The sequence below is a fragment of the Streptomyces sp. NPDC002790 genome, from assembly GCF_040295505.1.
GTDB lineage: Bacteria > Actinomycetota > Actinomycetes > Streptomycetales > Streptomycetaceae > Streptomyces.
On sequence record NZ_JBEOVM010000006.1, the window covers coordinates 79,042 to 92,291 of the forward strand.

Annotated in this window: 16 protein-coding genes; 10 read left to right on the forward strand and 6 right to left on the reverse strand. The window is 72.0% G+C overall.

The features are described 5' to 3' along the window. Window positions 1-46 precede the first annotated feature (46 nt). Both ABT004_RS05760 and ABT004_RS05765 read left to right on the forward strand, forming a co-directional pair. Window positions 47-883 (forward strand): ATP-binding cassette domain-containing protein, encoded by an 837-nt coding sequence (locus ABT004_RS05760; protein ID WP_351331600.1) that lies wholly within the window; start codon window positions 47-49, stop codon window positions 881-883. Then, complete coding sequence (locus tag ABT004_RS05765; RefSeq protein ID WP_351331602.1) at window positions 880-1,548, forward strand: ABC transporter; 669 nt, start codon at window positions 880-882, stop codon at window positions 1,546-1,548. Before ABT004_RS05760 ends, ABT004_RS05765 begins: the two co-directional genes overlap by 4 nt. A gap of 30 nt (window positions 1,549-1,578) precedes the next feature. On the opposite strand, the gene ABT004_RS05770 is transcribed toward ABT004_RS05765, so the two are convergent. Further along, window positions 1,579-1,761 carry a hypothetical protein gene (locus ABT004_RS05770; protein WP_351331604.1) on the reverse strand — a complete coding sequence of 61 codons (183 nt, stop codon included), beginning with the start codon at window positions 1,759-1,761 and terminating at the stop codon, window positions 1,579-1,581. Window positions 1,762-1,810: 49 nt separating this feature from the next. After that, entirely contained in the window at window positions 1,811-2,665 is an 855-nt protein-coding gene (locus ABT004_RS05775; protein ID WP_351331606.1) for a polysaccharide deacetylase family protein, read from the reverse strand. An 86-nt stretch (window positions 2,666-2,751) separates the two neighbouring features. On the opposite strand from ABT004_RS05775, the gene ABT004_RS05780 reads away from it, so the two are divergent. The 3 genes from ABT004_RS05780 to ABT004_RS05790 all read left to right on the forward strand — a co-directional run bounded on the left by ABT004_RS05780 (window position 2,752) and on the right by ABT004_RS05790 (window position 3,831). Continuing rightward, window positions 2,752-3,108 carry a DUF6479 family protein gene (locus tag ABT004_RS05780; protein WP_351331608.1) on the forward strand — a complete coding sequence of 119 codons (357 nt, stop codon included), beginning with the start codon at window positions 2,752-2,754 and terminating at the stop codon, window positions 3,106-3,108. 125 nt (window positions 3,109-3,233) lie between these two features. After that, a complete protein-coding gene (locus ABT004_RS05785; RefSeq protein WP_351331610.1) occupies window positions 3,234-3,557 on the forward strand; it encodes a plasmid stabilization protein in 324 nt (107 codons plus the stop codon). A 7-nt stretch (window positions 3,558-3,564) separates the two neighbouring features. Beyond that, complete coding sequence (locus ABT004_RS05790) at window positions 3,565-3,831, forward strand: hypothetical protein (protein ID WP_351331612.1); 267 nt, start codon at window positions 3,565-3,567, stop codon at window positions 3,829-3,831. 26 nt (window positions 3,832-3,857) lie between these two features. On the opposite strand, the gene ABT004_RS05795 is transcribed toward ABT004_RS05790, so the two are convergent. From ABT004_RS05795 to zapE, 3 genes are all read right to left on the reverse strand, one after another. Continuing rightward, entirely contained in the window at window positions 3,858-4,736 is an 879-nt protein-coding gene (locus ABT004_RS05795; RefSeq protein ID WP_351331613.1) for a substrate-binding domain-containing protein, read from the reverse strand. 113 nt (window positions 4,737-4,849) lie between these two features. Beyond that, window positions 4,850-6,232 (reverse strand): PhoX family protein, encoded by a 1,383-nt coding sequence (locus ABT004_RS05800; protein WP_351331615.1) that lies wholly within the window; start codon window positions 6,230-6,232, stop codon window positions 4,850-4,852. A 152-nt stretch (window positions 6,233-6,384) separates the two neighbouring features. Further along, window positions 6,385-7,464: a cell division protein ZapE gene (zapE, locus tag ABT004_RS05805; protein ID WP_351331744.1), complete on the reverse strand. Its 1,080-nt coding sequence runs from the start codon at window positions 7,462-7,464 to the stop codon at window positions 6,385-6,387. 82 nt (window positions 7,465-7,546) lie between these two features. Here zapE and ABT004_RS05810 point away from each other — a divergent pair, with 82 nt between their 5' ends. The 5 genes from ABT004_RS05810 (at window position 7,547) to ABT004_RS05830 (ending at window position 12,520) form a co-directional block, all read left to right on the forward strand. Next, entirely contained in the window at window positions 7,547-8,359 is an 813-nt protein-coding gene (locus tag ABT004_RS05810; protein WP_351331617.1) for a pyrimidine reductase family protein, read from the forward strand. A 182-nt stretch (window positions 8,360-8,541) separates the two neighbouring features. Further along, entirely contained in the window at window positions 8,542-9,015 is a 474-nt protein-coding gene (locus ABT004_RS05815) for an indole-3-glycerol phosphate synthase (RefSeq protein ID WP_351331619.1), read from the forward strand. A gap of 132 nt (window positions 9,016-9,147) precedes the next feature. Further along, complete coding sequence (gene murC / locus ABT004_RS05820; protein ID WP_351331620.1) at window positions 9,148-10,554, forward strand: UDP-N-acetylmuramate--L-alanine ligase; 1,407 nt, start codon at window positions 9,148-9,150, stop codon at window positions 10,552-10,554. A 12-nt stretch (window positions 10,555-10,566) separates the two neighbouring features. Next, window positions 10,567-10,974: a peptide-methionine (R)-S-oxide reductase MsrB gene (msrB, locus tag ABT004_RS05825; RefSeq protein WP_351331622.1), complete on the forward strand. Its 408-nt coding sequence runs from the start codon at window positions 10,567-10,569 to the stop codon at window positions 10,972-10,974. A gap of 112 nt (window positions 10,975-11,086) precedes the next feature. Continuing rightward, window positions 11,087-12,520, forward strand: a complete 1,434-nt coding sequence (locus ABT004_RS05830) for an FAD-dependent oxidoreductase (protein ID WP_351331624.1) — start codon at window positions 11,087-11,089, stop codon at window positions 12,518-12,520. 10 nt (window positions 12,521-12,530) lie between these two features. On the opposite strand, the gene ABT004_RS05835 is transcribed toward ABT004_RS05830, so the two are convergent. Further along, window positions 12,531-13,196 carry an ADP-ribosyltransferase gene (locus tag ABT004_RS05835; RefSeq protein WP_351331746.1) on the reverse strand — a complete coding sequence of 222 codons (666 nt, stop codon included), beginning with the start codon at window positions 13,194-13,196 and terminating at the stop codon, window positions 12,531-12,533. Window positions 13,197-13,250 lie beyond the last annotated feature (54 nt).

The window sequence follows — 13,250 nt, forward strand, 5'->3', positions numbered from 1 at the left end:
GCCCCTGAGCGGCGGGGCCCGCGCGTGTGTGCGGGAGCATGGCCGTATGCACGTCACGCTCCGCGGTGCGGGTCGCCGCTATGGACTTGGTGGGCCCTGGGTGTTGCGCGGGGTCGACCTGGACGTGCCCGAAGGGGCCGTGTTCCGGGTGCGGGGGCCCAACGGCGCCGGGAAGTCCACGCTGTTGCGGCTGGCCGCCGGGATCGACGCGCCCACCGAGGGCCGGGTCATCGGCCGCCCGCGCACGGCCTACGTACCCGAACGCTTCCCGCCCGCCCTGCCGTTCACCGCCCGCGCCTACCTCACGCACATGGGCCGCATCCACGGCCTCTCCCGCCGGACGGCAGCACGGCGTGCGGGGGAGTGGCTGGAGCGGTTCGGCGCCGAGGAGTACACGGGCGCACCCCTCGCCGAGCTGTCCAAGGGCAGCAGCCAGAAGGTGGCGGTCGCCGCGGCCCTGCTCGCCGACCCGGAGCTGCTCGTCCTCGACGAGGCCTGGACCGGGCTCGACACCGCGGCCCGCGACACGCTCGACGGCGCCGTCGCCGAACGCGCCGCGGCCGGTGCCGCCGTGCTCTTCGTCGACCACGACCCGCGCCGCCTCGCCGCCACCGCCGACGCGACGTACGAGGTGGAGGCGTCAACTGTCCGAAGAAGTACGGGAGTCGGCGGTGCGACAGTTGTTGTCGACGCCGCAGGGACCGCCGGGCACGAGCCCGCCCTGCCGCACCCGTCCACCCACGTCCGCCTCGACCCCCGCACCGTACGGATCACCACGGACGCCGTGCACTCCGACGCCGTGCTGCGCACGCTGCTCACCGCCGACCCGCCCTGGCACATCGTCTCCGTCCGCACGCCCGAGCCCACGGAGAACAACGGATGACCGCGGCCCTGCTCACCTACCAGTCGGCCCTGCTGCTGCGCTCGCAGCGCTGGCTGGCGCCGGTCGTGCTCTACGCCGCGTTCGCCGCCGTGGGCGTCCAGGCGGGGCAGCCGGTGCTCGACTCCCTCGCGTACACGGCGGCGGCGCTGCTCCCCGTGGGGGCCTGGCTGGCCCGGATCTGTGTCACCAACGAGCCGCCTGCGGCCCGCAGTTGCACCGCGGCGGCGACGGCGCCGTGGCGCGCCCACCTGGCGAGCCTGGCCGCCGCGTTCCTCGCCACGGTGGCCGTCGGTGTCGTGGCGACCGTGGTCGTGGCGCTGATCAGCGACGGGGTCAGCACCGATCGCCTGGTGCGCGTGGCCAGGTGGCCGGCCGCCGGGGCCGGGCTGCTCGCGGTGCTGGTGTGCGCCTCCGTCGGCGTCGCCGTCGGGGCCGTCACCACGTGGCCCGTGGTGCGCGGCACCGGTCTCGGCGTGGCCGGCCTCGTGCTGTGCGCGCTCGTCGCGCTGATCGCCCCCGGGTCTCCGGCGAAGTCGGTGGTGAGTGCGCTGGTGACCGGGTCGCAGGACGGGGCGGTGCCGGTCCTGCTGCTGCCGCTCGTGGGGGCGGTGGCCCTGGCCGGGATCTGCGTGACGGCGGCCTGCGCCCTCGCGTCCCGCCGCTGAACCGTCTGCCGTGTCTGCTGTGTCTGCCCGTCACCCGGAGCAGGCAGTGCGCTGCGCTTCCTGCCACTCGCAGACCGGGCACAGCGTGATGCCCTTCGTCGACTCCGGGTACTCGGTCGGCTCCCGGCACAGCACGCACTCGGCGAACGGCTCGTCCGCCGTCGCGGCGGGTGCCGGGCGCTCCTCGGGGGTGCCGTCGCAGTAATCAGCCATGCCACCAGCGTACGTACACGGGCGTACGGCCGAGCAGGGCCGAGCACGCTCACGTCCCGCGCGCCGCCCCCACCAGCTCCGACACCCGCACGAAGCGGTACCCCTTCGCCCGCAGCCTCGGCACCACCGACCGCACCACCCGCTCCGTCGTCGGCGCCGCGCTGCGCGTGCAGTGCATGACGACGACCGAACCGGGCCGCACCCCGTCGAGCACCTGCCGGGTCACGGCGCCCGCGTCCGTGGCGAACGCGTCACCGCTCACCACGTCCCACTGCACCGCCGTCACCCCGGTCGGCGTCAGCGCCCGCAGCGCCGCCCGGTCGTAGCAGCCGCCGGGGAACCGGAAGTACGGCACGACGTGCTCGACCCCCGCCTTCCGGAACGCCCCGAACGCGCGGTCGACATCGGCGCGCATGCCCCGCGCCGACACCCTCGGCAGGCCGTAGCAGTCCCCGGTGAAGGCGTAATGGCTGTACGAGTGGTTGGCGACCTCGAACAGCCGGTCCCGGCCGATGTCCTTGGCCTGCGCGGGGTACTCGTCGGCCCAGCGGCCCGTCATGAAGACGGTGGCCGGGACCTTCAACTTCCTTAGGGCGCGTACCAGTTGAGGGTTGTCGAAGCGCTCGCCCGCCCGTGCCCGCGCCCCCTGGTCGGCCGTCATGTCGGCGTCGAAGGTGAGAGCGACGGTGCGCCCCTTCGTCGCCGTGCCGCGCTCGAAGACGGGGGTGGTGCCACCCGGACCGGGCGCGAGGGTGGGCTTGGGGGTGGCCCTCGGTTTCGGCGGGACCGACGCGGAGGTCTTCGGTGGGCCATTGGAGGGGGTGGGCTCGCCGCATCCGGCGAGGCCGAGAGCGAGCGCGCCCAGGGCGCAGGCCGCGGTGACGCGGCGTACATGTCTGATCACGCGCCGACGATATCGTCGGATTCTCTGCAAATCGTGCAAATCGGACCGATGGGGCGTGATCTCGTGCAGCGGGGTACTCGGCGCCCATGACGACACCAATGGCTTTCCCCGACCCCTCGACCTCGGTCGTCCCGTTCGTCGTCGGCCTGGTGATCGCGCTGGCCCTCATCTGGGCGGTCTGGATGGGCATCAGGTTCCGCCGCCGGGAGCCGGGTCCTCCCGACCCGGCCGACCAGCCGAAACTCCCGCGTACGGGCCCGGTCCACGAGGTCCGCGAGATGCGGGAGCCCGACGAGATGCCGCACACGGACGACGGCGGCTCGCGCCTGATGCCGCACGAGCTGCACAACGCGGACAGCAAGCGCAGCGAGGACCAGCGGCCGCGCCGCTGGAGCCGGGGCAACAGTGGCGCGTTCGGCAGCGGCGGCCCCGGACGCACGTGACGCCGCTTGCGGTGTCCCCAGCACCCGCCCGCAAACGCGCCGTCCTGCGACATGGGGCAGGACGGGCTACAACGGAGCGGGAGGGGCGCGAGGGGCTACAACGGAAGGGAAGGGAGTGACTCGCCATGCCGAGCGGATCGAATGCCAAGCGCGAGCGCCAGTACGAGAAGATCAAACAGAGTGCCCAGGACCGGGGCGAGAGCACGTCGCGGGCCAAGGAGATCGCCGCCCGCACGGTGAACAAGGAGCGGGCGAGGAGCGGCGAGTCGAAGCAGGCGAGCCGCACGTCGACGCAGGACATCTCCTCGGGCAGGCGTGGCGGGCTGCGCTCCCACCAGGGCTCGGGCGGTCCGACAAAGGACCAGCTCTACGCGGAGGCCAGGGACCGGGGCGTCAAGGGTCGCTCGCAGATGAACAAGTCCCAGCTCAGCAAGGCATTGGGGCGCTGATCGCCTCATGAGCAGGGAACAGGGCGCCGTCCCTCGGGATCTCCCCGACCAGCAGGCGGACCCCGACGAGACCGAAGACGAGACCGAAACCACTGAGCCCGGCGGTGCCCCCGACGGCGGCGACGACGAACGAGCCGGGTCCGAGGACGCGCCGGAGACCGGCCCCGACGTCACCGTCCCCGACTCGGACGTGGCGGGCACCGGTCGCACCGGCGCACCCCACGCCCCGGGCGTCCACCCGGACCAGCCCGTCCCGGACGAGCCCGCCGACTAGCAGCCCGCACAGCGGCCCATGGCGGCCTACCGCCCCCGCAGCGCCTCCGCCACCCGGTCGAAGAGCGCCGCGTGGGCGTGGGCGCTGGCGGGGACCTCCGGGTTCCACGGCAGCACCGCCGCCCGTTCGGCGACGGACGCCCAGTGCGGGTCTGCCGCGTAGAGTTCGTGCGGCGCGGCGTTGGCGCGGGCGTCCGACAGGACGACGTCCGGCGCGAGTTCGGCGACGTCCCGCCACGTCCCCGTGTACCAGTTGGCGCCGGGGCCCTCGGGCGGCGCCACCATGTCCACGCCGAGCCCGCCGAGCGCGCTCAGGTCGGGCCATTTGGTGGGCCGGGCCAGGTGTACCGCGTCCGCCCCGGCGGCCGAGAGTGCCAGCACCCTGACCCGCCGCTCCCCACGGGCCGCGATGCCCAACTGCCGCTCGGCGCGGGCGAGTTCATCCTGCGACCGCGCCGGCTCGGACGTCCCGAGCGAGCGTCCGAGCTCCGCGAAGCGCTCCCGCACCCCGCCCAGCGTGCGGCCCTGCCCCACGTCGATCACGACGACGGGGACGTGCTCCTCCAGATGCTTCGCCGTATGGGGTTCGATGCCGTACACCTGCCCGCCGCCGTACGTGAGCGCCACGACCAGGTCGGGGCGCGCCGCGAGCACGTCGTCCAGGCCGAGACCCGCCCCGGCGCCCAGATACGCGAGGCGGTCCAGCGGCAGCCTGCCGGACTTGGCGTGGTCGGGCTCGTCGCCGTCGTGGAACGAGCCGAAGATCCCCACCGGGCGTATACCCAGATCCCACAGGCTCGCCCCGGCCTGTATATAGGCGACGACGCGCTGCGGCGTCTCGCTCGCGGACGTGAGGTGTCCGCGGTCGTCGGTGAACTCCCAGGCTGTGGTTGACCGTTCTTCCATGGAGGGACCTTGCCCAGGGCACTCGCACGGCACGCAGTGCACCACCCGCGAAAACCGGCCATGCGATCGGCCGTTCCCTCGAACGAGGGAACGGCCGATCAGTGAAACACGCCCTAATGCCAAGGTCCCGTCACCGCGAACGTCGTCCCCGGCGTATAGCAGTTCACGAACATGGTGTCGCCGTTCGGCGAGAACGTGACCCCGGCGAACTCGCCCCACTCGGGCTTGTCGGCCGTGCCGATGTTCTGCCGGCCGCGCGCCATGGCGTACACCTCGCCCTTGCGCGTCACGCCGAACACATGCTGCGCGCCCTCGCCGTCCTCGCACACCATCAGGCCCCCGCTGGGCGCGAGGCAGATGTTGTCGGGCTCCTCGCCCGGCAGTTGGACGTCCGTGTCGGGGCCGAACACGATGACGAGCGTCAGGCGGCGCGACGACGGGTCGTAGCGCCAGATCTGCCCGTAGTGGTCGGCGGCCGAGCCCTCGCGGCTGCGTGCGTACGACGAGACGAAGTAGACGCTCGACCCGCCCCAGTAGCAGCCCTCCAGCTTCTGCGCGTGGGTGATGCCCTTCGGGCCGAAGTCCTGGTTGCGGATGGGTGTTTGGGCGGCCAGCGGGTCCGGTACGTCGACCCACTCGACGCCGCTGAACGTCGCCCCCGTCTCCTGGACGGCCGACAGGTCCGGCACGCCGGGCACCCGCATCGCCTGCAGCTTGCCGCCCGCGCGCAGCGAACCGAGGCCGCCCTTCGTGTTCTTGGGCAGGAAGCGGTAGAAGAGGCCGAAGGGCTTGTCGAAGGCGTCCTCGGTCTCGTAGACGACGCCGCGCTTCGGATCGACGGCGATCGCCTCGTGCTGGAAGCGGCCCATCGCGGTGAGCGGCACGGCGCCCGAGCGGTGCGGGTCGACCGGGTCGACCTCGAAGATGAAGCCGTGGTCCTTGGTGTAGCCGTTCGTACCGGCCTTGTCCTCGGTCTCCTCGCAGGTGAGCCAGGTGCCCCAAGGCGTGTGCCCGCCCGCGCAGTTGACCGCCGTACCGGCGATGCCGACGCGCTCGGACACGACGTTGTTCTTCCGGTCCACGGCGAGCACGGTACAGCCGCCCTTGCCCATCGGGTCGTACGTCAGACCCTCGACGGTCGGCACGGCGATCTTCCCGGTGACCCGGTTCTCGTGGTTGCGTACGAGGTGTACGCGGCCCTGTCTGCCGGCGAAGGCGGCCATCCCGTCGTGGTTGGAGGGCACCTTGCCCTCGCCGGAGCGGAGTTGTTCCCCCTCCCGCGAGAGGACCTTGTAGCGGAATCCCTTCGGGAGGTCGAGCAGCCCGGCCGGGTCGGGCACCAACGGGCCGTATCCGGCGCGTCCTTGGGCGGCGGCCGAGCCGGCGAACAGCTCGGAGAGGTTCCCCGCGAAGGCGATGCCCACTCCCAGGGCGCCGGAGCGGGCGAGGACTTGGCGGCGGGTCGCGGACTGTCGTGCGTCAGCGGTGCGTGACATGGGTGCAACCTCCTGCTGGCGGACAGGAACTGTGACCCGGCTGTGTTTATCACGTGCCTTTGGCCGCGGGAACCACGCGCGTAGCGCAGGCGATTCGTGCACCGACCACGTAACGCTGCACCCGTGTTTCGAGGCCTCTGGTGCGAAGCCGCCTACTCGTGCACGAGCCCCTTCGCGTCGCGCGCGAGCGCGGTCAGCCGGGAGATCGCCCGGAAGTACTTCTTCTTGTAGCCGCCGTTCAGCATCTCCTCGCTGAACAGCCGATCGAACGGGAGCCCCGACGTGAGTACGGGCATCTCCCGGTCGTAGAGCCGGTCCGCCAGGACGACGAGCCGCAGCGCCGTCGACTGGTCGGGTACGGCCGCCACATCGGTGAGGCAGACGGCCTTCAGGTCGTCCGTCAGCGCCCCGTACCGGCTCGGGTGCACGCGCGCGAGGTGCTCGAGCAGGTGCGGGAAGTCGTCGAGCGAGGCGCCCTCGGTGGCGTACGCCGCCTTGGTGACCTGCTCGTCGGTGAACGGCGCGGGGGCCTCGGGAAGGCCGCGGTGCCGGTAGTCCTCACCGTCGATGCGCAACGGCCTGAAGTGCGCCGACAGGCCCTGGATCTCGCGCAGGAAGTCGACGGCGGCGAACCGGCCCTCACCGAGCTTGCCCGGCAGCGTGTTCGACGTCGCGGCGAGCGCGACACCTGCCTCGACCAGCTTCCTGAGGAGGGACGACACGAGCACCGTGTCCCCGGGATCGTCCAGCTCGAACTCGTCGATGCACAGCAGTCGGTGCCCGCCGAGCGTCTTGACGGTCTGCTGGAAGCCGAGCGCGCCCACCAGGTTCGTCAGCTCGACGAACGTGCCGAACGCCTTGAACTCGGGCTCGGCGGGGGTCGCGTGCCACAGGGAGGCGAGGAGGTGGGTCTTGCCGACGCCGTACCCGCCGTCGAGGTAGACGCCGCGCGGCCCTGTCGGGGCGGCGGGCTTCTTACCGAAGCCGAGGAAACCGCGCTTCTTGCCGGCGCCGGACGCGTGCGCCCCGCCGAGACCGGCCGCGAACGCGCTCAGGACCTGGACGGCCTCGGTCTGGCTGGGCTGCTTCGGGTCCGGTATGTACGTGTCGAAGCGTACGGAGTCGAAACGGGGCGGCGGCACCATCTCGGCGACCAGGCGCTCCGCGGGGACGCGCGGCTCGCGGGCGCACAGGGACAGCGGCGACGGGTCGGGTATGGGGCTGATGCCCATCTGGCTGGACTCCCGGGAGTCGGCGGCTTCGAGGGATGACGACACGGTTACCCAGCTTAGTCGCCGTGCCACACTGCACGACATGCGACGCCTGTTCCCTGTGACGTACGAAACAGCAGATGGCAAGGGGTACGAGGGGAGGGAGGCGAGCCCGGAGGGGCATGAGTGGAGCCTCGACGAGCTCGCCGACGCCTACGCGTATCCGCCCGAAGCCGGGCACGCGCCGTGGCTGCGGGCCAACATGGTCTCCACGCTGGACGGCGCGGCCCAGCACGACGGCCGCTCCAAGCCCATCTCCAACGCCACCGACATGCGGGTCTTCGGCATGCTGCGCGGGCTCGCCGACGTCGTCGTGGTCGGCGCGGAGACGGTCCGCCTGGAGGGCTACCGCCCCGCACGCGCCCGTGACGCGTTCGCCGCGCGGAGGAAGGCGGCCGGTCAGGGCCCCGCCCCGCAGATCGCCGTGATCAGCGCGAGCCTCGACCTCGACTTCGACCTGCCCCTGTTCACCGAACCGCTGATGCCGACGCTGCTGCTCACCGGCGCGGGCGCCGCGGCCGACCGGATCGAGGCGGCACGCGCGGCCGGCGTCGAGGTGCTGACCGCCGGCGAGGGCGCCGCGGTCGAACCGGACCGCGCGGTGGCGGCGCTCGGCGAGCGGGGGCTCAACCGGCTGCTCACCGAGGGCGGGCCGAGGATGCTCGGTCAGTTCGTGGCGGGCGGGGTACTCGACGAGCTGTGCCTGACGGTGTCCCCGATGCTCACCGCGGGCGACGCCCAGCGGATCGCGGGAGGCTCGACCCTGGCCGTTCCGGAGCGGTTCGAACTGACGTCCCTACTGGAGGAGGAGGGATTCCTCTTCAGCCGCTACGCCCGGCCGCGGGGCGCACAGTAGCCGCCGGCGCCGAAAGCACGGCGACATTCGGCGGAATGAGTCGTTCCGTTTAGCGTTGGCTGGGCACACTAAATCTCGCAGTCCCCGTGCGAATGCGGGGCAGGATGGTTTCCGCAGGTCCGCTGGTCCACCCGGAGGGTCGACGACAGTCGGCCCACGGTAGGAGAAGAAGGGCGCCCGTCGTGTTCACGAGCGTATTGATGATCGAGAAGGCTCTGACCTCCGCCGACGTGGAGTTCGTCACCACGTTGCACGGAGAGGAGGAAGTCTCCTTCCACGTGCTGCTCCAGCCCCGCGGGGACCAGGCCGACCGCCTGCTGCGGGCCATCGACGACGTCGCGATGGGGGAGTTCGACGACGCGGGCAGGGAGAGCCAGGTACCCGAGGGCGACGAGGCCAAGGCCCCGGCGGAGAAGGCCCTCGCCGTCTCCCTCGCCGCGCTGCATCAGGCGGACAGCGAGGCGGTGGGCCGGCTCATCGAGGACCACCCGTTGGACGCCCTCAAGGCCCTCGTCGACGAGGTGAAGGCGGACGAGGTCATCGTGCTGACCGACCCGCACTACGTAGAGGAGTTCTTCCACCGGGACTGGGCCTCCCGCGCCCGCCACCAGGTCGGCGTACCGGTCCTGAAACTGTTCTCGCACAGCAAGGCCTGACCGGAGTCCTGACCGGAGCCCTGAACGGGGAGAGGTGCGGGCGGGCACGGGCACAGGCAATAGGCTGGGGCCCGTGCCGTGGTCGTCGTGACCACGGGCCAGGACATCCGAGAACCCCAGGGGAGACCACGCATGGCACCCGGCCTGCCGCATTCCGTCGCCGACATGGACCGACCGCACTTCATCGGCATCGGCGGCGCCGGCATGTCGGGCATCGCCAAGATCCTCGCCCAGCGCGGCGCGCGGGTGGCGGGCAGCGACGCCCGTGAGTCCGCGACGGCGCAGGCGCTGCGCGAGCTCGGCGTGACGGTGCACATCGGCCACGACGCCGGACACCTCGCCCCGGACGCCACCTGCGTGGTCGTCTCCTCGGCCATCCGCGAGGACAACCCGGAGCTGGCCCGCGCGGCCGAACTGGGCATCCCGACGGTCCACCGCTCGGACGCCCTCGCCTCCCTGATGGATGGCCTGCGCCCGATCGCCGTGGCCGGCACGCACGGCAAGACGACCACGACGTCGATGCTCGCGGTGTCCCTGAAGTCCCTCGGCCTGAACCCGTCCTACGCCATCGGCGGCGACCTGGACGTCCCCGGCTCCAACGCCGATCACGGCGAGGGCGAGATCTTCGTCGCCGAGGCCGACGAATCGGACCGCAGCTTCCACAAGTACGCGCCGGAAGTCGCGATCATCCTCAACGTCGAACTCGACCACCACGCGAACTACGCGTCCATGGACGAGATCTACGAGTCCTTCGAGACGTTCACGCGGCGGATCACCCCCGGCGGCACCCTCGTCATCGCCGCGGACCAGTCGGGCGCGGCCGAGCTGACCCGCAGGGTCCGGGACACGATGTCCCTCAAGGTCGTCACGTACGGCGAGTCCGAGGGCGCGGACATCCGCATCCACAAGATCACCCCGCGCGGCCTGGCCAGCGAGGTGACCGTCCTCATGGACGGCAAGCTGCTGACCTTCACGGTCTCCGTCCCCGGCCGCCACTACGCGCAGAACGCGGTGGCGGCGCTCGCCGCGGGCGTCGCGATGGGCATCCCGGCCCGGAACCTGGCCTCGGCGCTCAAGTCGTACACGGGCGTCAAGCGCCGCCTCCAGCTCAAGGGCGAGGTGAACGGCGTGCAGGTCATCGACTCCTACGCCCACCACCCCACGGAGATGACGGCCGACCTGGAGGCCATGCGCGCGGCGGCAGGCGACGCCCGCATCCTCACCCTCTTCCAGCCCCACCTCTTCTCCCGCACCCAGGAACTGGGCAAGGAGATGGGCGCCGCCCTCGCCCTCACGGACGCCTCGGTCGTCCTCGACATCTACCCGGCCCGCGAGGACCCGATCCCCGGCATCACCAGCGCCCTCATCGTCGCCGCCGCACGCGAGGCGGGCGCCGACGTACAGGAGGCCGCCGACAAGGACGCGGCGGTCGCGGCGATCGCGGGAATGGCCAAGCCCGGCGATCTCGTTATCACCATGGGCGCGGGCGACGTCACGGAACTCGGACCGCGCATCCTTGACCAGCTGCAGGGCCTCTGAAGGGACGAGCACATGTCGTACGACGTCGAGAAGCCGGACGAGCAGTGGCGCACGGAGCTGACTCCGGCGGAGTACGCGGTGCTGCGCCAGGCCGGCACGGAGCCCGCGTTCCGCGGTGAGTACACCGACACGAAGACGAAGGGCGTCTACGGCTGCCGGGCCTGCGGCGCCGAGCTCTTCACATCCACCGAGAAGTTCGAGTCGCACTGCGGCTGGCCGTCCTTCTACGACCCGAAGAACACCGACGCCGTGGAGATCGTCGAGGACCGCTCCCACGGCATGGTCCGCACCGAGGTGCGCTGCGCGCGCTGCGGCTCGCACCTCGGCCACGTCTTCGAGGGCGAGGGGTACGCGACGCCCACGGATCAGCGGTACTGCATCAACTCCATCTCGCTGACGCTGGAGCCGGACGGGGAGTGATCCCGGAGCGGGCGATCTCGTCCCACAGCCGTATGGTGCGTGGACGCCCCGACGACGGATAGTCGGAGATCCGTCGAGCGCACAACGCGCCGCGGGTCAGGGGGAGTTGCCCATGCCCGACATTCTCGTACTCGGAGCCGGTCTGAACGGCCTGACGACCGCGCTGCTGCTCGCCCGCGACGGGCACCGCGTCACGGTCCTCGAGCGGGACCCGGCGGAGCCCGGCGCGGGCGGGGCCGAGGAGCTGTGGCGGGACTGGCGGCGGCCGGGGGTCAACCAGTTCAGGCTCGTCCACCTGATGCTGCCGCGCTGGCGGGCCGAGATGGACCGGGAACTGCCCGAGGTCATCGCCGAGCTGGAAGCGCTCGGTGGGCTGCGGGTGAACCTCGTCCGGGAGCTGCCGGACGCGCTGACCGGCGGCGTGCGCGAGGGGGACGAGCGGTTCGAAACGGTGACCGGGCGGCGCCCCGTCGTGGAGGCCGCCCTGGCCGCGGTGGCCGCCCGCACCCCCGGCGTCACCGTTCACCGGGACGTCACGGTCACCGGCCTGGTGGTCGCGGAGGCATCGGCTCCCGGTGTGCCGCACGTCGGCGGCGTCACCGTCGAGGGCGGGCGGACGTTCCTCGCCGAGCTCGTCGTCGACGCGGGCGGGCGGCGCTCGACGGTGGCGGACATGGTCGCCGCCGCGGGCGGACGGCGGCCCGTCGAGGAGCGCGAGGACTCCGGATTCGTCTACTACACGCGGCACTTCAGCTCGCGCGGCACAGGCGGTGGTGTGCCCGCGTCCCAGGACGTGCTGCTCCAGAACTTCGACAGCCTGTCCGTCCTCACCCTCGCCTGCGACAACGACACTTGGGGCGTGGGACTGATCGTGTCCTCCCGTGACCGGCGGCTGCGTGCGCTGCGCGAGGCGGGGGCCTGGGGCAGGGCCCTGGCCTCGTACCCCACCGCCGCGCACTGGGGCGAGGCCGAGCCGATCACCCCGGTGCAGGCGATCGCGGGCATCGAGGACCGGCACCGCCGTTACGTCGTCGACGGCGCCCCCACGGTGACCGGTCTGGTCGCCGTGGGGGACTCCTGGGCCTGCACGAACCCCTCGCTCGGGCGCGGCTCGTCGATCGGGGTCCTGCACGCGTGCGCGCTGCGCGACCTGCTGCGCGAGACCGACCCGGCGAAGCCGGACGAGTTCGTGCTGCGCTTCGACGAGGCCACCGAGACGGGCGCGGCCGGCGGCTTGTTCCGCGCCACGCTCGCCTTCGACCGGCACCGGCTCGCCGAGCTGAGCGCCGATATGAACGGCGTCCGTTACGAGACCGACGACCCCGGCTGGGCCTTCACCAAGGCACTGCAGGCCGCCGCCCTGCGGGACCCGGACGCGCTGCGGGCGAGGTCCTTGATCGGGTCCCTCCTGGAGACACCGGACACGGCTCTCGCCCGCCCCGGCGTCATGGACAAGGTCATCGAACTCGGCGCCGACGCCCCGCAGTACCCCGCGCCCGGTCCCGACCGGGCCGGGCTGCTCGCCGCCATCGGCGAGGGGGCGTAGCCGACAGGTCCTAGCGGGTCGCCGTCGGCGCCGTCACCGGCCGGAAGCCCGGGTTGCTCACGCAGTCCGACATGCTCTCGGTGTTGGTCTCCTTGTTGATCGGGCACGCGCCGATGACGAAGCGCGAGGAGACCCCGCCGGGGAAGGCGACCTCGACCTGGTCGGCGTACTTGTGCGTGTCGCCGATCGTCTCGTTGACGTCGATGCCGTTCGGGGCGTCGATGTAGTAGTTGTACGCGCCGCCCTTCATCCACTTGGTCCACTTCTTAAAGAGGTCGTGGTCACGCGTGGTGGAGACGAACGGCGACGGCTGGTTCTTGAGGACGTACTGCTCCAGGTCGTACTGGCCGTACTTGACGTCCTTCGGGGCGAAGCCCTCCTTGAAGATGACCGCAGGGGCGCGCCCGTCCGCCCGGTACAGCGTCTGGCAGTCGTTCCGGTACTCGGGCTCCGGCGAGATCTTCTCGAGGGGGACGCGGTCGATGGCGGCGTACAGGCGGTCCGGGACCACGGGGCAGGAGGCCGCGGCCTTCGCCGCGCCGGGGGCCGACTTCGCGGTGTCGGCATCCGGGGCACTGGCGGTGGCCGACGGCGCGGAGGCGAGCGCCAGCACGGACACCGCGGCGGCGGGCAGGGTGGCGAGGCGGCGCGCGGTGCGGGAGAACTTGTTGATCATCATGAGCAGAACCTTCGGGGGCCACGGCCAGGATCCCCGCCAATCACCGGATCG

Excerpts from the sequence above, each read along its gene's own strand:
- ABT004_RS05760 (WP_351331600.1), top strand. The coding sequence starts at position 47 with ATGCACGTCACGCTCCGCGGTGCGGGTCGCCGCTATGGACTTGGTGGG.
- ABT004_RS05765 (WP_351331602.1), top strand. The coding sequence starts at position 880 with ATGACCGCGGCCCTGCTCACCTACCAGTCGGCCCTGCTGCTGCGCTCG.
- ABT004_RS05770 (WP_351331604.1), bottom strand. The coding sequence starts at position 1,761 with ATGGCTGATTACTGCGACGGCACCCCCGAGGAGCGCCCGGCACCCGCC.
- ABT004_RS05780 (WP_351331608.1), top strand. The coding sequence starts at position 2,752 with ATGACGACACCAATGGCTTTCCCCGACCCCTCGACCTCGGTCGTCCCG.
- ABT004_RS05785 (WP_351331610.1), top strand. The coding sequence starts at position 3,234 with ATGCCGAGCGGATCGAATGCCAAGCGCGAGCGCCAGTACGAGAAGATC.
- ABT004_RS05790 (WP_351331612.1), top strand. The coding sequence starts at position 3,565 with ATGAGCAGGGAACAGGGCGCCGTCCCTCGGGATCTCCCCGACCAGCAG.
- ABT004_RS05795 (WP_351331613.1), bottom strand. The coding sequence starts at position 4,736 with ATGGAAGAACGGTCAACCACAGCCTGGGAGTTCACCGACGACCGCGGA.
- ABT004_RS05800 (WP_351331615.1), bottom strand. The coding sequence starts at position 6,232 with ATGTCACGCACCGCTGACGCACGACAGTCCGCGACCCGCCGCCAAGTC.
- zapE (WP_351331744.1), bottom strand. The coding sequence starts at position 7,464 with ATGGGCATCAGCCCCATACCCGACCCGTCGCCGCTGTCCCTGTGCGCC.
- ABT004_RS05810 (WP_351331617.1), top strand. The coding sequence starts at position 7,547 with ATGCGACGCCTGTTCCCTGTGACGTACGAAACAGCAGATGGCAAGGGG.
- murC (WP_351331620.1), top strand. The coding sequence starts at position 9,148 with ATGGCACCCGGCCTGCCGCATTCCGTCGCCGACATGGACCGACCGCAC.
- msrB (WP_351331622.1), top strand. The coding sequence starts at position 10,567 with ATGTCGTACGACGTCGAGAAGCCGGACGAGCAGTGGCGCACGGAGCTG.
- ABT004_RS05830 (WP_351331624.1), top strand. The coding sequence starts at position 11,087 with ATGCCCGACATTCTCGTACTCGGAGCCGGTCTGAACGGCCTGACGACC.
- ABT004_RS05835 (WP_351331746.1), bottom strand. The coding sequence starts at position 13,196 with ATGATCAACAAGTTCTCCCGCACCGCGCGCCGCCTCGCCACCCTGCCC.